General features: G+C 71.4%; 12 protein-coding genes and 1 pseudogene. 5 read left to right on the top strand and 8 right to left on the bottom strand.

All coding sequences use genetic code 11. The annotated features are described in order from the left end of the window. Positions 1-68 precede the first annotated feature (68 nt). From ACFZP7_RS26555 to ACFZP7_RS26545, 3 genes are all read left to right on the top strand, one after another. Positions 69-1,286 (top strand): thiolase family protein, encoded by a 1,218-nt coding sequence (locus ACFZP7_RS26555; protein ID WP_385636165.1) that lies wholly within the window; start codon positions 69-71, stop codon positions 1,284-1,286. Then, positions 1,283-3,412, top strand: a complete 2,130-nt coding sequence (locus ACFZP7_RS26550; RefSeq protein WP_385636162.1) for a 3-hydroxyacyl-CoA dehydrogenase NAD-binding domain-containing protein — start codon at positions 1,283-1,285, stop codon at positions 3,410-3,412. The genes ACFZP7_RS26555 and ACFZP7_RS26550 overlap by 4 nt, the downstream gene beginning before the upstream one ends. A 296-nt stretch (positions 3,413-3,708) precedes the next feature. After that, complete coding sequence (locus ACFZP7_RS26545) at positions 3,709-5,394, top strand: hypothetical protein (protein ID WP_223780640.1); 1,686 nt, start codon at positions 3,709-3,711, stop codon at positions 5,392-5,394. 32 nt (positions 5,395-5,426) lie between these two features. On the opposite strand, the gene ACFZP7_RS26540 is transcribed toward ACFZP7_RS26545, so the two are convergent. From ACFZP7_RS26540 to ACFZP7_RS26510, 7 genes are all read right to left on the bottom strand, one after another. After that, complete coding sequence (locus ACFZP7_RS26540; RefSeq protein WP_385636159.1) at positions 5,427-6,698, bottom strand: phosphodiester glycosidase family protein; 1,272 nt, start codon at positions 6,696-6,698, stop codon at positions 5,427-5,429. After that, positions 6,691-7,422, bottom strand: coding sequence for an Ig-like domain-containing protein (locus ACFZP7_RS26535; protein WP_385636156.1), 732 nt, complete (start codon positions 7,420-7,422; stop codon positions 6,691-6,693). Before ACFZP7_RS26535 ends, ACFZP7_RS26540 begins: the two co-directional genes overlap by 8 nt. Further along, positions 7,419-8,210 (bottom strand): rhamnogalacturonan acetylesterase, encoded by a 792-nt coding sequence (locus tag ACFZP7_RS26530; RefSeq protein ID WP_046249169.1) that lies wholly within the window; start codon positions 8,208-8,210, stop codon positions 7,419-7,421. The genes ACFZP7_RS26535 and ACFZP7_RS26530 overlap by 4 nt, the downstream gene beginning before the upstream one ends. Positions 8,211-8,214: 4 nt before the next feature. Beyond that, on the bottom strand, positions 8,215-12,780 hold the full coding sequence (locus ACFZP7_RS26525) for a glycosyltransferase (protein WP_385636154.1): 4,566 nt from the start codon (positions 12,778-12,780) through the stop codon (positions 8,215-8,217). Further along, a complete protein-coding gene (locus tag ACFZP7_RS26520; RefSeq protein WP_239099600.1) occupies positions 12,777-14,186 on the bottom strand; it encodes a CDP-alcohol phosphatidyltransferase family protein in 1,410 nt (469 codons plus the stop codon). The genes ACFZP7_RS26525 and ACFZP7_RS26520 overlap by 4 nt, the downstream gene beginning before the upstream one ends. Positions 14,187-14,510: 324 nt before the next feature. Continuing rightward, a complete protein-coding gene (locus ACFZP7_RS26515; protein ID WP_385636151.1) occupies positions 14,511-16,091 on the bottom strand; it encodes a hypothetical protein in 1,581 nt (526 codons plus the stop codon). Between the two features lie 43 nt (positions 16,092-16,134). Further along, the gene (locus tag ACFZP7_RS26510; protein WP_385636148.1) at positions 16,135-17,253 is read right to left on the bottom strand and encodes a hypothetical protein; all 1,119 of its coding nucleotides are present in this window, start codon (positions 17,251-17,253) and stop codon (positions 16,135-16,137) included. Positions 17,254-17,523: 270 nt separating this feature from the next. On the opposite strand from ACFZP7_RS26510, the pseudogene ACFZP7_RS26505 reads away from it, so the two are divergent. After that, positions 17,524-18,623, top strand: a pseudogene (locus tag ACFZP7_RS26505) (LCP family protein). Between the two features lie 42 nt (positions 18,624-18,665). Here the strand turns inward: ACFZP7_RS26505 and ACFZP7_RS26500 are convergent. Beyond that, positions 18,666-19,688 (bottom strand): hypothetical protein, encoded by a 1,023-nt coding sequence (locus ACFZP7_RS26500; protein WP_385636146.1) that lies wholly within the window; start codon positions 19,686-19,688, stop codon positions 18,666-18,668. A 67-nt stretch (positions 19,689-19,755) separates the two neighbouring features. Between ACFZP7_RS26500 and ACFZP7_RS26495 the strand changes: the two genes are divergently transcribed. Beyond that, the gene (locus ACFZP7_RS26495; RefSeq protein WP_127441385.1) at positions 19,756-20,133 is read left to right on the top strand and encodes an NTP pyrophosphohydrolase; all 378 of its coding nucleotides are present in this window, start codon (positions 19,756-19,758) and stop codon (positions 20,131-20,133) included. The last annotated feature ends 117 nt before the right edge of the window (positions 20,134-20,250 follow it).

Here is a 20,250-nt window from a genome sequence, read left to right as displayed (position 1 = left end):
GGACTGAGCGCGCGCTCAGTGCATGCGTGCCGCAGCAGTGCCATCCCGCACCCTGGAGGAGAGCCATCGTGCCTCGTACCGTCAGGGACGTCGTCTTCGTAGACGGCGTCCGCACCCCGTTCGGCAAGGCGGGCCCGAAGGGCATCTACCACGAGACCCGCGCCGACGACCTGGTCGTGAAGGCGATCCGGGAGCTGCTGCGCCGCAACCCCGGTCTCGACCCCAAGAAGGTCGACGAGGTCGCGGTCGCCGCGACCACGCAGATCGGTGACCAGGGCCTGACCATCGGCCGCACCGCCGGCATCCTGGCGGGCCTGCCCACCTCGGTCCCCGGCTACTCCATCGACCGCATGTGCGCGGGCGCCCTGACCGCCGTCACCACGGTGGCCGGCTCGGTCGCCTTCGGCGCGTACGACGTCGCGATCGCGGGCGGTGTCGAGCACATGGGCCGCCACCCGATGGGCGAGGGCGTCGACCCCAACCCGCGCTTCGTCAGCGAGAAGCTGGTCGACGAGTCCGCCCTGTTCATGGGCATGACCGCGGAGAACCTGCACGACCGCTACCCGAGCATCACCAAGCAGCGCGCCGACGAGTACGCGGTGCGCTCGCAGGAGAAGGCAGCCAAGGCGTACGCCAACGGCCAGATCCAGGCCGACCTGGTGCCCGTCTCCGTGCGCCGTACGAACCCCGAGGGCGGCGAGACGGGCTGGGGCCTGGTCACCGCCGACGAGCCGATGCGTCCGGGCACCACGCTGGAGAACCTGGCGGGTCTCAAGACGCCGTTCCGCGTGCACGGCCGGGTCACCGCGGGCAACGCGGCCGGCCTGAACGACGGCGCCACCGCCTCCCTCATCGCGAGCGAGGACTTCGCCCGGGAGAACGACCTCCCGGTGAAGATGCGCCTGGTCTCCTACGCCTTCGCGGGCGTGGAGCCGGAGGTCATGGGCTACGGCCCGATCCCGGCCACGGAGAAGGCCCTGGCGCAGGCCGGGCTCTCCATCTCCGACATCGGCCTCTTCGAGATCAACGAGGCCTTCGCCGTCCAGGTCCTCGCCTTCCTGGAGCACTACGGCATCGCCGACGACGACGCGCGCGTCAACCAGTACGGCGGCGCCATCGCCTTCGGCCACCCGCTGGCCTCCTCCGGCGTCCGTCTGATGACGCAGCTGGCCCGCCAGTTCGAGGAGCAGCCGCACGTCCGCTACGGCCTGACCACCATGTGCGTCGGCTTCGGCATGGGCGCGACGGTCATCTGGGAGAACCCGCACTTCGAGGGGGACAAGTGAGCACCACCGCAGAGCTGCTGAAGGGTGCGGCCGAGCTGTTCCCCGGCGAGGTCGTCACCAGCGCCCACGTGCGCCACTTCGACCTCCCCCTGGGCGCCGGGCGCTTCGCGCTCATCACCCTGGACAACGGCCACGACCACACCAAGCCGACCACGCTCGGCCCCCAGTCGCTGGCGAACATCGACGCCGCCATCGACCAGGTCGAGAAGGAGGCCGCGGACGGCGACATCGTCGGCGTCGGCGTCACCGGCAAGCCGTTCATCTTCGCGGTCGGCGCCGACCTCAAGGGCGTCGAGCTGCTGAAGCGGCACGAGGACGCGCTGGCCATCGGCAAGGGCGGCCACGACGTCTTCAAGCGCCTGGCGAAGCTGGCCGTGCCGACCTTCGCGTACTACAACGGCGCCGCGATGGGCGGCGGCGTGGAGATCGGCCTGCACTGCTCCTACCGGACGGTGTCCGCGGCCCTCCCCGCCTTCTCCCTCCCCGAGGTCTTCCTCGGCCTGGTCCCCGGCTGGGGCGGCTGCACTCTGCTGCCGAACCTGATCGGCGCCGACAAGGCCGTCTCGGTCATCATCGAGAACAGCCTCAACCAGAACAAGCAGCTCAAGGGCGCACAGGTCTACGAACTCGGCATCGCGGACGCGATCTTCGAGGGCGCGGACTTCCTGGAGCAGTCGCTGATCTGGACCGCGTCCGTCCTCAAGGGCGAGATCGCCGTCGAGCGTCCGGCGATCGACCGCGGCGAGGCCTGGGACCAGGCCGTCGCCAAGGGCCGCTTCATCGCCGACTCCAAGGTGCACGGCGCGGCCCCGGCCGCCTACCGCGCCCTGGACATCATCGCCGCCGCCAAGAACGGCGACCTCCAGCAGGGCTACGACGCCGAGGACCAGGCCCTCGCCGACCTGATCATGGGCGGCGAACTGCGCTCCGGCATCTACGCCTTCAACCTGGTGCAGAAGCGCGGCAAGCGTCCCGCCGGTGCCCCCGACAAGTCGCTGGCCCGCCCGGTCACCAAGGTGGGCGTCGTCGGCGCCGGCTTGATGGCCTCCCAGCTCGCGCTGCTCTTCCTGCGCCGCCTGGAGGTGCCGGTCGTGCTGACCGACATCGACCAGGAGCGCGTCGACAAGGGCGTGGGCTACGTCCACGCCGAGATCGACAAGCTGCTCGGCAAGGGCCGGATCAACCAGGACAAGGCCAACCGTCTCAAGGCCCTGGTGACCGGCGTCCTGGACAAGGCCGAGGGCTTCGCCGACGCCGACTTCATCATCGAAGCGGTGTTCGAGGAGATGGGCGTCAAGCAGAAGGTCTTCGCGGAGGTCGAGGCGGTCGCCCCGGCCCACGCGATCCTGGCGACGAACACCTCGTCCCTCTCCGTCTCCGAGATGGCGTCGAAGCTGAAGCACCCCGAGCGGGTCGTCGGCTTCCACTTCTTCAACCCGGTCGCGGTCCTGCCGCTGCTGGAGATCGTCCGCGGCGAGCAGACCGACGACGCCTCGCTGGCCACGGCCTTCGGCGTCGCCAAGAAGCTGAAGAAGACCGCGGTCCTGGTCAAGGACGCCCCGGCGTTCGTCGTGAACCGCATCCTGACCCGCTTCATGGGCGAGATCCAGAACGTCATCGACGAGGGCACTCCGGTGGACGTGGCGGAGAAGGCGGTCGAGCCGCTCGGCCTGCCGATGTCCCCGCTGGTCCTGCTGGAGCTGGTCGGCCCGGCGATCGGCCTGCACGTCTCGGAGACCCTGAACCGGGCCTTCCCGGAGCGCTTCACCGTCTCCCCGAACCTCAAGGCGGTCGTCGAGGCGGGCAAGCGCGGCTTCTACGTCTACGACAGCGGCAAGCCCGAGCTGGACCCGGAGGTCGCCGCGCTCCTCAAGCAGGGCGACACCGTCCTGACGGAGGAGCAGGTCCGCGCCCGCGTCCTGGACGCGGTGGCCCAGGAGATCGGCCTGATGCTCGACGAGGGCGTCGTCGCCGAGGCCCAGGACATCGACCTCTGCCTGATCACCGGCGCCGGCTGGCCCTTCCACCTGGGCGGCATCACGCCGTACCTGGACCGCGAGGGCGTCTCGGAGCGGGTGAACGGGAAGCGGTTCCTGGAGGCCGGGGTGGCTTCGGTCCCGGCGTGACCCCGAAGCCTGCCGGTACGTGAAGAGGGCCTCCGCCGTGGGCGGGGGCCCTCTTCCTGTGCCCGTGGGTCAGGCGATGAGCACGATGGTGTTCCAGCCGCTGGGCCCGGGACGGCCGGGGAAGGAATGCCGCGAGCAGGCCGGCAACGCGACCGTTATGTGTTTCCCCATGAATCCTCGGTGGTGTTCGGCTGTCGCAGGAATCACGTTCGCCGGTGCGACAACCGCCGGATACACTTCCGGGGCTTCCCCTGGAAGCCGGGGGCGGACATCACACAGAAGCGGACACGACATTCATGAACGGCGAACTCCCTCCACTGGCGCCGAACCTCGCGACGGTCGACCGCCGCGCCGTGGTGACCGGTACCGACACTTCCGGAGCGGTGCCCGTCGAGTATCGATTTCGTGCGGCGGAAGGTGATGTGCGGCACCTGGTGGTGGTGTTCTCCGGGTTCGCGGCGCCGAACGGATACCACTTCGCCGGGAAGTCGCTGAACGGACTGCGGGCCAATGTGCTGTGGATCCGCGACGACTTCGACGGGCACTACAGCTACTACATGTGCCGGTCGATGAACTTCGACATCGAGGCCGCCGTGGCCGGACTCATCGATTCCACGCTGCGGCAGTTGGGGCTCGGCCGTGACCAGGTCAGTCTCCTCGGGGTGTCCAAAGGCGGAAGCGCGGCCCTCTACTTCGGCCTGAAGTACGGCTTCCGGAACATTGCCACGGTGGTTCCGCAGTTCCTCGTGGGGACTTACGTGCGGGACCGCCCGGAAACCGGTCGGTACATGCTCGGCGACGATATGCCGCAGACACACGTCGACATGCTGGATTCCGCCATTCCCGACCTGCTGAAGGCTTACGGCGGACAGGGCCACAACATCTACCTCTTCACGTCCGAGGCCGATGAGCAGTACGAGACGGAAATCGGTCCGCATCTGCAGCTCTTCTGGGCCTGTGAGAATTTCAACCTGGTCCGCACCGCTTCCCCGTTGGTACGGCAGCACGGCGAGGTGTCCGGGTACAACCTGCCCCTGGTGTGTGGTGTCCTGGCCGCCCTGTCCGAAGGCGCCGTCCCCCGACTGGGCTTCGTGGAGAACGGGAACGCGCAGGTCGATCCGGTCGAACGGCAGCGCCACCTGGCCGAGTTGCGCCACACGGAGGCACTGACGGCCGTGCTGAACAAGCAGGACATCCGTGGCAACAACCTCCTGCTGAGCGGGCACGCCTTCATTCCTGGCGAATCCCCGCACGGTGAATTCCCGTCGGTGAAGAGCCTGGTGATAGAAGGCGGCGGACGGCACTGGGAGTTCCCGCTGTCCACGGCCGAGGCGAAGCACACCTACAGCCTCTACTTCGACCGGTTCGCCCGGGACTACACGGACGGGGGCTTCGAACCGGAGGCCAGGACCGGAATTCCGATGACCGGGATACCCGGGGGCGCGTACGAACTGTCGGTCCGGGTCGCCAGTCCGGCTGAGGGAATAGACCGGCGCACCAAACTGGTGGCCCGGCGGCCCTTCGACATCCGGCGCCCTTTCGGCGGGCTCGAGATCTCCCTGATCGGTGACGAGAACCGGGTGCGACTGCTGCGGCGCCCGATCATCGGCCACATCTCCCAGGAGACCGCCTTCTCCCTGGAGAAGAGCTGGCTCGACGACCGCACCCTGCACGTCGAGGGGGTTTTCTTCGTACACGGCATCGAGGCCGCCGCCCACGGTCACGCGACCTATTACCTGGTGCTGCGCGGGACGCAGGCCGCGTACTCCTTCCGGCTCGGCATGTCCCGCAAACCGGCGGCAGTGCGCCCGCACCGTCGACGCGGCGACTTCGGCACCTACGACTTCGCGTATTTCGCCACCTCCGGGTACAAGGGCGTCGCGCTCACGAACGCTCAGCCCGGGGATTACGAGGTGTACATCTCGATGAGTACCGGCGGTTCTCTGTTCTCGGCCCCGGCGGGCAACGTCACGCTTTCCTGAATGTCCCCGGCCCGGCGCGGTCGGCACCGGCGTCATTCCGGAAGGACGGCGATCGCATTCGCCACCCGCCGTTCGGTCACGGCCGCGTCCTCGCCGCCGCGGGGGCTGTTGCGTACGTGTCCGTCCAGGACGGCGGTCGTGGAGCCGCCACCGTCGAGGTTGACCGCCTCGACGGCGCCGAGGGAGCACGCCAGCCGCGCCGCCTCGACCGGGCTCGCCCCGACGCTCTCTCCGGGCGCCCGGCCGTCGACGGCGATCAGCAGCAGCGTGCCGTCCGCCGTGACGCCCGCCACGGTCCGCGGTTCCCGGCCCGGCCCGAGCCGCTGGGCGTCCGGATCGACCTCTCCGTCGCGCAGCAGCCGGGCGCTGCCGCCCAGGGCCGCGTACACGGCACCGGTCAGCCGCCGTCCCCCGGGACCGGTGATCCGTACGGACACGGCGGGGCGGGTGCCGGGACGGACGTGGGCGCGCAGCCACCCGGCGCCGGTTCCGATGCCGTACAGCGAACCACCGCCCTCGGGCAGCGGCCCGCCCGCGGGTGTGCGGGTCCTCAGCGCCGTTCCGTCCGCGGCGAGCAGGAGTTCGGTACTGCCGACCGGTCCGGCCGGGGTCCGTCCACCGAACTGGGCGGTGAAGAGCACGACCTCGTCGGCGTCGGTGCACACCCCTCGGGACGGCTGTGTCATCGGGCGTCCGTCGGTGGCGTTCCGGTCGCCACCGGTACCGCCGCAGCCGGGGACACGGCCCGCCGTCCGGTTGACGCCGTCGATCCCGCGCCGGGCTCCGTCGGCGGCGCGCATCCGCCCGGCGGTGGACACCTCGGTCACACGCGCGTCGAGTCCGCCGTCGTCGCGGCCCAGCAGGAGGGCGGGCCGGCCCGCCAGCGCCTCGCTGAGGACCCGGCCGTTCTCGGCGTACAGACCGATCGGATCCCCGCCGCCACCGGTGCCACCGCGGCCGACGTCGAAGTACGTGCCGTTGACGGCGAAGAGCGCCCCGGCCCTTCGGGCCAGGGAGCGGACGGTATCGCCCCGATCCATGCCGTCCCCGTGCACCGCGACGACCCGCGCCCGTGCGTCGGGCGCGACGCGCAGCACGTACAGACGCACGGGCTCTCCGGCACCGACATGCCGGGTGACCTCCTGGTAACGGACCCCGGCGGGCAGGACGGGCACGGGCGACGACGCCGGGCCGGCCGGCCGGGAGGTGTCCGCCGACCGGGGCGGCGTGTCCGGAGCGGTGCAGCCGACCGGGACGCAGCACAGCACGGCGGCCAGCAGCGCGCCCGCACGGGGTCTACCCATAGGTGGCGAGCGCGCCCGGGGAGGCGCCGAAGTCACCGATGTGCACGGTCACCTCCGACCAGACCCGATGCCCTCGCCCGTCCTCGAAGGCCAACTCGAAACGGTCGTATCCCAGGTGCGCCGGATCCGCCTGGTAGGTGACGCTGCCGTCGGGCATGCAGGTGAGCACGCCGTGGCGGGCCAGCCCCACGCCCATGAAGCGCAGCCCCGGTGCGACGGTGTGGCCGGCCGGCAGTACCGCCCGTCCGCCCGGACGCAGGGTGATGTTCTGCCCCGGCAGCCAATGGCGCCGTACCCGGAAACCGGCGTCCGAGACCGCAGTCGACGGGATCAGCTTGTCGCCCGGGGCGTGCATCAGGCCGACGATGACGCGGGGCAACAGCACCGCGCCCTCCGGGGCACTGTCCTGCACCCGGACCAGACAGGTGACGGTGCGCGGCTCGGCATCGGTCGCGTACGTGGCGTACCGGCCGTTGTCGAGGTGACTGAGGCCCTGGTGGCGGACCATCGTGGCGGCGCCGCCGAGGAAGTCGTCGAGCAGGTAGCCGTAGGTACGGTAGGCACCGCCGGTGGGGGTGACGGCCAGGGTGAGGCCGAACTCCTGGCCGGGGGCGACCGGACGTGCCGGATCGGTGTCGGCGAAGAGTTCCAGCGTGCCACCGATGTGGGGCGCCCGCGGGTGGGTCACCCACGCCCGGGCGATCGGGTACCACGCGCCGCTCACGACACGGCTCCGCTCATCGCCGCGGCACGCCCGCCGACCCGGGACCGGGTGAGTTCCTCGAAGACGTGGTCGTCGAGGAACTCCAGCGCCGACTCCGGGATGCGCGCGTCGAGGTTGCGGAAGAACTGCTGGGTGAGCAGCCCTTTGGCCCGCATGTCGTCGGCCACGAACCGAGCGCACTCCGTGGCCCCGTGGCCGCGCAGATGCGTGTTGTCGGCGACGCCGTCGGGGTAGTTGGGGTGCTCACCGGGTTCCAGGTAGAGGAACAGCTCCTTGGTGCCCTCCGGACCGGCCTGGCGCCACCAGCCGACACTCCACTCGTTGAGGTCGATCAACGGGACGGACAGGCTCATCGCCAGTTCGCGCATCGCCGTCGGGTACAGACCGAGCGGCCTGCGCATGTTGCCGTGGTCGTCGAAGACCCGCCGCTCGTGGCTGGTGACGAACACCGGGTGAGCGCCCCGGTCGCGGGCACCGTGCGCGTACTGGCGCAGGAACCACTGGTAGTCGCCGAACGGCTCGGTGAAGCGGCCGTCGCCGGGCTTCATGTCGATCAGCCCGAAGGAGACCAGCAGCAGGTCCCCGGGGGCGATGTTCTCCAGGATCCAGTCCAGCCGGCCGCGCTCCAGGAAGCTGCGCGAGCTGGAGCCGGCGCGCGCCGCGTTGACCACCTCGGCGCCCTGGATGAACAGTTGGAGCGCCTGGCCCCAGCCCACCATCGGTGCCATGCTCCGCTGCCGGCTCGTCACGCTGGAATCGCCGGCCAGGAAGATCCTCGTGTGCCGCACGGCGTCATCCCCCCACTCGTTGCTGTTCGTCCGACCGCCCCATGACCAGCGGGGCGGACGGCAGGCCCGGGTCGCCCACGACCGCGGAGTCCATCGTGTCGATGACGTCGAAGGCCCGCTCGCAGTTGTTGGTGTCGCGCAGGACGAAGAACTCCTCGGCCCGCTCGCGGTAGCGCGGCTCGACCTCGAAGCCCCGCTCGATGGAGGCGATGATCTCGTCCACCGCCTGGTCGACGGTGGCGCAGGTCGGACCGAAACCGTCGCGCGCGAGGTCGAAGTATCCGCGCTTGTAGTGCTTGCTGTAGAAGGCCTCGTCGTCGAAGTTCGTGTAGACGATCGGCTTGCCCATGTAGGCGACGTCGAAGAAGACCGACGAGTAGTCGGTGACGAGCATGGAGCACTCGCGCATCGCCAACTGCACGTCGCGTCCGGTGGTGGAGACCGTGATGGACGGGTGGTCGATGCGGAAGTGCTTCAGGTACGGCCGGATCTCGTAGTGCGGCATGAACTCCAGCTCCACGTTGTAGTACTGGAGCGCCTTCAGCAGCCGTTCGTCGCGCAGCAGCGACGAGAAGAAGCGGTAGTACTCGGAGGCCGCGAAGGGGATCTCCGGCTTGGCCGCCTTGTTGTAGGAGGGCGCCACGATGTCCCGTCGCCAGGTGGGCATCACCAGGACGCGGCGCAGCCCCGGCACGGGCTTCAGCGCGTCGAAGCGCGGGAGGCCGGTGGCGGCGACCCGGTCGTAGCCGTAGCCGCAGTGCTCGGCGTAGTAGGCGCGCTCGCTGCGGCCGGTGGTGAGCACCATGTCGACGTTGGTGACCTGGGCGTGGATGGACGGGGCGACGTCGTTGTAGACCACGCCGTGCTGCAGGAACACGCGCCGGTAGCGCAGCAGGTCGCCGTAGCCGGTGAGGAAGGCCCGCTTGGAAAGGCCCGGGAAGCCGAGGTACGCCTCCAGGTCGTAGGCGTTGATCAGCCGGGTGGCGTGCAGCAGGTACACCCGGTACTTCCAGGAGAGGCGGTCGATGACCTGGCCCAGGTGGGCGATCTTCTCCCGGTCGGCGGAGTCGCCGTTGATCGCGTAGTACACCTTGCGCCTGGGCTCGTTCTCCCGGATCCACTTGAACAGGTGGTAGGAGTTGTCCTGCGCGGTGTCCTCCCGCTCACCGATGATCCAGATGTCCTTGCCGCGCAGCCACGGGTGGAAGAGCCAGTAGAGCAGCCTGGTGCGCCAGCCGGGCCGGCCGGGGAGGGCGGCGCGGAACTCCTTCAGGAACCTGCGCGCCTTGTGTCCGAGCCGTCGGCCGGTCCCGGCGACCCGGCGCAGGGTGATCTTCTCGTCCTTGTCGATGGTGAGGAGGACGGTGGCGCGGCCCGCGCGGTGCACGCCCTTGAAGCGGTGCAGCATCTGGCGGGCGTCGACCGGGGTGTCGAGGTGGCGGTCGCCGTCGTGGACGCGCAGGGTGAGGCTGAGGTCGCGGTTGTTGATGCCGGCGAAGTCCTCGGGTCGGGCGACGGCACGCCAGCCGGCGTACCAGTCCTGCTCCTTGCGGGTGCGCCAGCGGTCGCGCCGGTAGACCTGCTCGACGGGGACCGTCCGTTCGGTGCGGCCGTCGGAGAGGACGAGTTGCACCCGGTTGGCGAAGATGTGCGCGATGTCGACGCCGGTGAGGACCAGCAGCCCTTCGAAGGTGACTCTGCCCACGTCGACGTGGCAGGTCTCCAGCACGACCTTCTGCCGGTCCACGCGCAGCAGCGAGGTGTCCACCCGGTCGGCGGCCAGCTGGCGGTACACGCCCTGCTCGTCGATCTTCAGGTACGGCCGGTAGTCGGGCTTGGTGTGCGGTTCGCAGAACAGGTCGAGGTTGCCGGTGCGCACGGCGTGGTGCTGGAGCCGGGACATGGCGGCCGTGGCGTACTGCAGGATCAGGTCGTCGGGTATTTCCGCGTACACGTCGCACAGCGCGGGGAAGATCGCGGCCAGTTCCGTCCGGCTCATGATGCGGTGCAGGTTGCGCAGGTAGGGCTGGCAGGTGCGGACGACGAAGCGCTGGGCCAGGCGCCGGGTGCGGGCGTCGAGGGTGGCGGAGCGCTTGAGCAGGTGCTTGGCCAGCCGGATCATCTCCTGCGCCTTGACCGCGTCGTTCCACGGCAGGTCGAAGAGCGAGTCCGACTGCTCCCGGTCGCGTTCGTAGCAGGTCGCCTTGGGGGCGAGCGCGACGCGGCGGGCGTGCAGCAGCGCGGGCACCGCCATCCACGCGTCCTCGAAGCCGGGGCCGCCTCCGCACCGCAGCCGCTGGTCGCGGACCAGCTTGGTCTTCAGCAGCTTGGCGCCCAGGCCGGTGGAGAACACCAGGTAGGGGGCGTCCTGCAAGTGGGAGACGTCGGCGGGCTTCTTGCCGAAGTACCGCTTCCACGGTGCGTCGTCGCCCCGGGGCGGACCGGGGAAGTTGTCCGGGTCGCCGACGGCGATGTCCGCCTTCGTCTTGCGGGCGGCGCGCAGCAGGTGGCTGACGCTGTCCTCGCCGAGGATGTCGCGGGCGCGGGCGAACATGACGTAGGGGGCGGTGACGTGGCGCAGGCCGTGGTCGAAGGCGGCGCGCATCCCCATGGCGACCTGCGGGACGACTCTGGTGTTCGGGTAGTGCGCGGCGAAGTTCGCCAGGTGCCCCGGTGTGGCGTCGGTCGAGCCGTCGTCGACGAGGACGACCTGGGTGCGTTCGAAGTCGCGTTGCGCGGCCAGCGAGCTGAGGAACTCGTACAGGTTGTACTCGTCGTTGTGGCAGTGCACGACGACAGCGGCGCCGTATCGTTCCTGCGGGGTGACGGACTCCGGCAGTCTCCGCGTCGCCCACCACAGCCAGGGGGTGCCGCGCGGATCGGCCTTGACCCGCTGCTCGCTGGTCTCCTGGCGCAGTGCGAGGTTGCCGCTGACGGTCTCGTAGATCTCGTAGGTCGTCCCGTCGGCCCGGTAGCGCTCCTGCTCCAGGTCCAGTCCCCGTACGCACACCGTGGTGGTGGCCCGCTGGCCGGCGTGCCGGAGCTGCACGAAGAGGTTCCACGTCGCCGGCCGGCCGGCCCGGCCGACCGTCTCGTCCAGGTCGACGGACGTGTGGTAGCGGATGTAGTCCTCGTCGACCTCGACACCGGTGACCTTGAAGGTGTGGTCGGTCTTGGGGCTGCGCCTGCGCAGCACGGCGGTGAGCTCGATCTTGTCCTTGGGCCCCACCCGGCCGAACTGGTTGCGGATGAAGCCCGTGACGTGCAGCTTGCCGTCGCGGATCACCACGCGGGTGGCCTGGTTGAACAGCCGGGCGTCGCCCAGCGTGGTGCCGGTGAGGTCGAGTTCGGTGACGTCGAGGAAGCGCTCGGCGTGCGGGCGTCCCAGCAGCGCACCGGACCAGTAGACCTTGCCGTCCCGTTCCACCAGGTCGGAGCTGAGCACGCTGCGCCGCTGGGTGTAGTCGGCGGCGGAGAGCGCGAGGTCGACCTGGCCGTTGATCAGGGCGAAGGCGCGCACGCGCTCCATCGGCCCGCACAGGTCGTAGGCGTCCGACGGCAGTGAGCGCAGGTAGGGCGCGGTGACCCGCACGAAGCCGTCGCGGTAGGCCTCGTCGCCGGCGCGCAGTTCGGGTGTGTAGAGCCGCAGGTCGTGGGAGAGGAACTTGGCGCCCTTGTGGGCGATCAGGTCCTGCCCGCCGTGCCGGGCGAGGAACTCGTCGGCCCACTGGTGCACGAGCACCCGGTCGCGGATGCTGCGCAGCTCGGCGCGGCGGTTGGTGATCGACGGCGTGTCGGACTCCCGCTCCCACATCCACCGGTAGACGGGGGCGGTGAGCAGGGTGATGTTCCGCGCGCAGAAGCCGGCGACCGTGGAGAAGTAGGTGTCCTCGAAGAAGACGCCCTCGGGGAACCGGATGCCGTGGTGGTGCAGGAAGTCGACGCGGAAGAGCTTGGCCGCCGCGATCGGGTCGTCGAAGAGTTCGGGTGCCGCGGCGAGGCCCCCGGAGACCGTGCGGTCGGTGGCGTAGAGCTGCGGCTGCCAGACGGTGGTCTCGTCCTTGGCGAGGTTGATCCGCAGCGCCCTGCCCGCGGTGATCTCCGCGCCGGTGGCCAGGGCGGAGGCGAGCAGCACCTCGCACGCCTTGTGGGGCAGTTCGTCGTCGGCGTCGAGGAAGAGCAGGTACTGACCCGTCGCCGACTCGATGCCGTTGTTGCGGGGCGCGCCCACACCGCCGCTGTTGTACGGGCGGGGGACGACGCGGACTCGGGAGTCCTGGCGGGCGTACTGGTGCGCGACCTCCAGGGTGCCGTCGGTGGAGGCGTCGTCGACGACGAGGACCTCGACGCCGCGGTGGGTCTGGTTCAGCGCGGAGCGCAGCGCCCGGTCGAGGGTGGCGCTCGCGTTGTAGGCGGCGACGACGACGGTGACGGTGTACTGGGAGGGGTCGGCGTAGGACAGCGTGTCGACGTGCGCCGCGGTGACGTAGGGCGCGGTGTAGCCGTACGCCGGGTCGGCGGCGTACCCGGACGCCTCGCCGTACGCGCCGGGACCGGTGGGCACGGTCATCGCCGATGTCCCTCCTGGTGCGGCCAGGGCGCGTCGACGCGCTGGACCGGGATCGGCTGGGTCACAGCCGGCGCGGGGTGGCCGAGGGTGGCGGTGCCGTGCGTCGGGAACCCGTGGGGGTCGTAGCCGCCCGTGGTCCCCCACGCCGTCTGCGCGTCGTAGGTCTCCCGCGGGTCGAGCCGGTCGTACCGCGGCTGCGGGTAGGGCTGGAAGCCCGGGTCGTCCTCGGGTTCCGGCGTCCGGTAGCGCTCGTCGGCGAGCAGCGCCTCCTGCGCGGCGCCGCGCTGGCGGTGGCGGCCCCGGTGCAGGTGCGGGGCGATGGTTCCGGCGGTGGACGGGGCGGGGTCCAGCTCCTCCATGATCCTCGTGAAGTCACGGGTGGACAGCCAGAACTTGTACATGATGACGAGCTCGAAGAGCATCAGCAGGGCGGCGGAGACCGCGGTGGTCCACAGGATCTGCCCGATCAGCGGGCCGACGATGAAGACGAACATCTGGAACTCGATGCCGCTGATGAGGTGCGGGCGCACACGGGTGCGCAGCATCGCCCGGCGCAGCCGGATGTACCAGGGGAACTGATCGCGGAACTGCTCGTGGAGGTCGATGACGTTCTCGGCGCCGGCCTCCGCGCGCAGGGTCTCGGCCGGAGTGGCGGGGTTGTCCCGCAGCAGGTCCTCCATGAAGACCACACGCGGGGCCTCCGCTTCGGGGGCGGCGGGCTGCTCGTCGGCCCGGGTCGTCCGCGGCTGCGCGGGCGTGCGTCCCTGGGGCTGCGCGGGTACGTGGCCCAGCGGCCGGTCGGTCGGGGGCACACCGGCGTGCCCGGCGGTCCGGGGCTCGAGACCCTCGGCCCCGGCGCTCTCGGCCCCTTCCCGGGCGGACTCGGCGCGTTCCCTGGTGACCTTCTCGATCTTCGTGCGCATCGACATGCGCATCTTGTAGATCTGCAGGGCGTCGACGTACCGCAGCATGTCCAGGAAGACCACGGCCAGGGCGGCCAGCAGGTAGAGCTCGCCTCCGGTGCGCAGGAACTGACCGCCCATGAGGGCGAGGGCGCAGAACAGCACCCGGATGCGGTCGAAGACGTAGTCGAGCCAGCCGCCGAAGACCGTGCCGTTGCCTTTCAGACGGGCCAGCTTCCCGTCGATGCAGTCGAGGATGAAGCTCAGGTGGTAGAGCAGCGCGCCGATGAGCAGTGACCGGCTGTCGCCCTGGAGGAAGAAGCCGGCCGAAGCCAGTCCGATGAACAGCGCGGCCCAGGTGACCCGGTTCGGCGTGATGAACCGGAAGCGGGCGAGGACGATCAGCATGCGGGTGGCCACCGGGTCGACCAGGAAGACGGTCCACCAGGCATCGCGCTTCTTGCAGGTCAGTTTTTGGACAGCCCGCAGCGACAGCTTGGCCATAACCCCTCAGACACGCGCGAAACAGGACACTAAGCCCTGCGGCCAGCTCACTACGCCTCAGGGAACTCGCTCTCGAACGTGCGCTTTCACAGTTCGATCACATGAGCGACCCGAACTTTAACAATCCTTCATCTCGCTGTCGACGCGTGTTTGCTCTGGGTGACCGCGACTTGGATCACAAGTTTTCCGTACAACCATTTGCGAATTTCGCATTTCACAACGGCTGTTGTGGGTGGCCGCGAGTGTGAACGGCCGTCGGCCGGCGCCGGTGGCGCAAGGATTTCGTGGCCGAAACTCAACCTTCCGCTTCCTCCCGGGCGGCTCTCAGCGCCGAGCGGACAGCCAGTCACCGAACGAGAAGCCGCCCGCCTGCTCGTCGCGGCCGGCCAGCAGCAGGCTCCGACCGGGGGGCCGCGCCGCCACGGTGAGTCCCCCGGCCCGGCTCGCGGCCGCGGCGGGCATCTCGTACGACCGCGCGCCGAGGTCCTGCCACCACACGCCCGCGTCCGGCCTCCCTTCGGGGTAGGCGCCCACCAGACAGCTGCCGTCCGGCCCGGCCGCGATGAGCACCGAGTACGGCCAGCCGTCGCGCCGCACGCCCCGCACCGCGCCCAGCGGCCCGGCCCCCCGGGCCTCGTCGAGCGGGCAGGGCGCCGGCATGCCCGGCTGCCACCAACAGGCCTCGTTGGTGTGCAGGTCGCGGAAGAGAACGGCGCCCGGCTCCGGCGCGGGCGTCAACGTACCGGGCCGGGGAGCGAACGGCAGCGCCGGATCCTCGGCCCAGGCACCGCCCGGGCCACCCGGGAACCAGCGGACCGCACCCGGCGCGTCCCGCTTGCGGGCGTAGACCTCGACCCCGCCGTGCGGGGCCGTCACGGCGACGAGGTCGTCGGCGACCCGCGTTCCGCCCAAGTGCTCCCAGGCGGCCCAGCTTCCGTCGGCGGCCTGCCCGCGCAGGCTGATGCTGTGTCCGAAATTGCGGACGAACACGTACAGACCGCCCGCGGCGTCGAATGCGGCCGCGGGGAATCCGACGGCTCGACCCCGCCGCCAGTCGCCACGGTTCGGCCCGCCGAGGGAGTGCCACGGGGTGAGCGGACCGTCGGTGCGGTACTGGGCCGTGTGCACGACCTCGACGTCCACCCCGCCGTCGCCGCGGGCGGTCCTGCGCAGCCCGAACACGTGCGGGAAGCCCTGCGGGTCCCGCGCGACGAACAACCCCGGCAGCAACCCGGTCCCTTCCACCGGCTCGGGTCCGCTCCACCGGCCCGACGCGTCCTGGTACCGCCGCACCAGTCCGGCCGCCGTGGGCAGGAAGGCGGTCAACCGGCCGTCGAAGCCCGCGGACAGCCAGGTGGCGGGCGCCGGGTACCGGCGGCAGGACGCCGCGCCGAGTCCGGGGTCGGACCCGGCGCGATGGCAGTCGACGGACAGCGGCCGCCCGCTCTCCGCCTGCCAGGCCCGTGCCGCGTCGAGGGCCTGCGCGGCGGTCTCGGCATGGACGGGCGGAACGTCGTACTCCGGCATGCCGCTCGCCCGGTCGAAGGAGATGTGAACGGGGTCCGGATCCAGGGTGTGCAGCCGGTCGGGACCGAGGTCGCGCAGCTCGTCGAGGAGAGCCGCGCCCGTGTCCGCGGAGTCCCGCCCGTTCAGCACTCTGGGGGCGCCGAGCACACCGCAGCCCCGGTCGGCGGCGGCGGCCAGGGCGCGGTCGAGGGCCCCCCGGCCCTCCTGCGTGCCCGCCCGCAGCGCCACGACGGCGATCTCGGCCCCGGCCGGCTCCAGATCCACCAGCGCCACCGCGTCGGCGGGCTCGGGAACGACGACGGCGACGACGTGCGGGCGACCGCCGGCGGCGACCGACGGGGACTCGGTGCCCGGTCGGCGCTCGGACCTACGGCTCATCTCTACACGCTCCTTCGCCGCCGGCCGGCGGTCTCCTGCGGGGTCATACGCGCACCCAGTCGGCGAGCGTCAGCCCGGGCCCGTCGGCCTGCCGGGCCGAGGACAGGGCGCCGTCCGCGCCCACGGCCAGGACGACGACCCGCCCGTACGCGTCCCGGGCCAGCACCGGGTCGCCGAGGCAGACCATGCCGGTGTCGGTCCACCACACGCCGTACCGCTCGCCCTCCGCGGGACACACCCCCAGCACGACACGCCCTTCGGCGTCCCGGTGGGCGAGCACCGTGCAGGGGTGTCCGTCGAGGGTGACCGCCAGGGCCGCGTGGCGTCCGTCGCCCGGGTTCCCGCCCACCGGCACGGGCCACTCGCCGGAGCGGACGGCGACGATCTGGCCGCTGTGCGGGTCGGTGAAGAAGTAGGTGATCCGGCCCGGCGAGGTCTCGACGCCGGTCATGGAGCCGGGAAGCGCGACCACCCCCAGGTCGTGGCCGCGCTCCGGCACCGCGCCGGACTTCGCCCGCTGCCAGGTGAGAGTGGCGTGCCGGGCGGGCGCGACGAGCTCCAGGTGCCCGCCGGACGCCGCCACCGCGCACGGGGTGTCGAGCACACCGCCGGCCTTCAGGTCGAGCCAGGGCTCCCAGCGCCCCTTGGCGTCCTCGCGGCGCAGCGCGACCCGGCCCTCGGCGGTGGGCGCGAAGACGTGCAGTGCCCCCGCCGTGTCCACCGCGGCCGCGGGGACGCCGAGTTCAGCCGCCGTCTCGCGCCGGGTGAGCGGATTGCCGACCGAACGCCACTCGCTCATCGGGCGCCCCGCCTGGTACTGGATCGCGTAGACCAGGTCCACGGCGAGCGGCCGGTTCCCGCCCCCGCGCACCCGGCGACCCAGGACGTGCACGTACCGGTTGGCTCCCTGGACGAGCGTGCAGTGGGCGATGTCCTCGGCCGGCAGTACGTCCGGCCCCAGCCATCCCGGGCCCCCCGGTCCGCTCTCCGTCCAGCGCAGCAGCGCTCCGTCCACGTGCGCGTAGGCGAGGAGCCTGCCGTCGTGTCCGGTCAGCAGCCACGGCCCCGACCGCACGCCGCCGGCCCGCACGCCCGCACCGGGTTCCCCGTCGGCGGCCGGCCGGCGCCGTCGCTCGTTGTCACGCGCCGTGCTGGCCCGCATGTCCGTCGTTGTCCTTCCCCGTGGCACGGACCCGGCGCTCCGGGGCCCGCTCGCGGCGGAACATCCGCCGCGCGACGACCTGTGAGATCGAGGCGCATACTATTTGTTCGATTCATGTTTACAAATGACTCACATCCCATGCATGATCGGTCGATCATCCGCTTATAGTGCGGGATCGATCGGGCAGCACACGGACCGGCCCTCCCCCCACCCGAGTCCTCCGCCACACCACCGCCCCCGAGGGGCACGACCACCGAGGACTCGACCAGGATGAGCCACGTCTCGACGCCCCGGCGCACCGACTCCGACACGCCGTCCGGGCGCGGCGGCAGAGGACGCAAGCGGGGCCGGGCGAAGGGCCGCCGTACGGGACGGAAGGTCCTGATCGCTCTGGCCGTGGTCGTGGTGGCCGCGGGCGGCACGGCCTACTGGCTCTACTCCGGCCTCGACGGCAACATCAACGGCGTCGACATCGACAAGGCGATCGGCGAGGACCGTCCCGAGAAGCTGCCACCTCCGGGCAGAACGTCCTGATTCTCGGCTCGGACTCCCGCGCGGGCGACAACGCCGAGCTGAACACCGGGAAGGTCGCCGGTGCCCGTTCGGACACCGCGCTGGTGATGCACATACCCGAGGGCCGCTCCGAGGCGGTCGCGGTGAGCATTCCGCGCGACACCCTGGTGACCCGCCCCGACTGCACCAAGGCGGACGGCTCCTCGATGGCCTCGGCGGAGCGGGTGATGTTCAACTCCATCTACTCGCAGGCCGGTCCGGCCTGTGTGGTCAAGACGGTGGAGAAGATGTCCGGCGTCCGCATGGACCACTACGTGGAGATCGACTTCGCCGGTTTCAAGGATCTGGTCGACGCGATCGGCGGGGTCACCGTCACCGTCGACCAGGACATCCACGACCCCTCGAGCGGGCTCGACCTGGCCGCCGGCACGCACAAGCTGAACGGGACGGAGTCCCTCCAGTTCGTCCGGACCCGGCACGGGGTCGGCGACGGCAGCGATCTGGGGCGCATCGGCCTCCAGCAGGAGTTCATGATGGCCCTGCTGAGCGAGATCAAGAAGCAGGACCTGCTGGGCAGCCCCACCAAGACCTACAAGATCGCCGACACGCTGACCGCGGCCCTCACCACCGACTCCGAACTCGCCTCGCTCACCGCGCTGGCGGACTTCGGACGCAGTCTGAACGGCGTCGACCCCTCCACCATGGAGACGATCATGCTCCCGGTGGCCTACGACAAGACCGACCCCAACCGGGTGGTCCCCGCCGAGCCGCAGGCGTCGACGCTGTGGAAGGCGATCCGCGGCGACCAGGAGATTCCCGAGTCGGCGAAGAAGTCCCCCGCGACCGGCGGCTCCTGACGTACCCCGGGGGAGCCTCCCGGCTCGCGCCCCGGGGTTCCCTCACACCGTCCGCCAGGCCTCCAGCGCCAGTCCCGCTTCGTCCTTGCGCCGCGTGAGCAGCAGCTGCCCGGTCGACGGCGACAGGCTCGCCGCGACCACCCGGCCGTCGGCGTCCAGGGCCAGGGACACGCGCGCGTCGGCCGGCAGCGCCGGGCCCGACTCCGTCCACTGGGCGCCCATCGCCTCCTGCTCGGAGGGGTAGGCGGCGAAGGCGACCCGCCCACTGGTCGCCGAGCGCTGGGCGACCAGGGTGCAGTCGTGGCCGTCGATGACGCAGCGGACGGCTGCGACGGGTCCGGGCCCGGCCGCGGGCGCCAGCGGCACCGGCTTCTCCCCGCAGCGCCAGGCGCACAGCTCGCCGGTGTCGTCGTCGGTGAACAGGACGGTGGTGCGCTCGCCGGAGGTGGCCAGCGCCCGCAGGGTGCCCGGGCGTACCGCGGCCGGCACCGTCTCGTGCAGCGCGAACTCGGTGCCGGGCCGCTCCTGACGCCAGTACAGGAGGGCGCCGGGCGCGGCGGCGTACACCTCCACGCGTCCGTCCTTGCCCGCCACCGCGGCCGGCGCGTCCCGCAGCTCGGCGCCCTTGAGGTCGCGCCACGGGCCCCAGCCGCCCTTCTGGGCCTGGGCGCGCATGCCGAGCCCGCCGCCGGTGTTGCGCACGAAGACGTGCGCGCGCCCCTGGTGGTCGACCGCGACGGCCGGCGCGCCCGTGGGGTCGCCGGCGCCGTCGGGACGGCCGACGGGCTCCCAGTCCATTGCGGCCAGCAGGGGCCGGAAGTGCGTGGAGTGCACGAGGTCGGAGCCGCCGGACTCCGTGGGCCGCCAGGAGACCAGGTGCACGTACGCGTCGGCACCCTGGCCGGTGGCCAGGACGGGGTGCAGGCGCGCGTCCCCGCCCATCCGGCGGGGAGGGCCCCAGGGGCCGCCCGGTGTGATCTCGGCGCGGCACGAGACCGCGTCCTGGGACACCTGGTAGACGCTGAGCCGGCCGTCACGGCCGCGTATGAGCCACTCGCCATTCACCGCATCACCTTAATCTGCCGGGCAGGTGTTCGTCGCAGTCGGGTCGACGGCGTGCGACCCTGCCCCCATGAAGGACAGCACCCTGCTCGTGATCGTCGACGCCGCGAACGTGGTCGGGTCGGTTCCCGACGGCTGGTGGCGGGACCGGCGGGGAGCGGCGGAGCGTCTGCGGGACCGGCTGGCGGCCCAGGGCGTGCCGGGGCACGAGGGGCGGCCCGTGGAGATCGTCCTCGTCGTCGAGGGGGCGGCCCGAGGCGTGGAGTCGGTGCCCGGGGTGCGGGTGGAGTCGGCGCCCGGCAGCGGGGACGACCACATGGTCGGCCTGGTCGCCGGGGTCGCCGGTGACCGCCCGGTCCTGGTGGTGACGGCCGACCGCGAGCTGCGCCGCCGGGTGACCGAGCTGGGCGCGGAGGTGGCGGGGCCCCGGACGGTACGACCCGTGTGAGACCCCGCCTCCTCCTCGCCCCCGCCCTCGCGGCTCCGGCGCACCCCTGGGCCCCGGCCTTACACCGTCCCGGCCCCTTCTCGACCTCGGGCTTCCACGGTCTCGGCCCGTCGCTCG

It is taken from the genome of Streptomyces sp. SudanB5_2050 (assembly GCF_964272335.1).
Classification (GTDB): domain Bacteria; phylum Actinomycetota; class Actinomycetes; order Streptomycetales; family Streptomycetaceae; genus Streptomyces; species Streptomyces rochei.
Note: the sequence above shows the minus strand (reverse complement) of the source record. Positions and strands in the feature narration are given on the sequence as shown.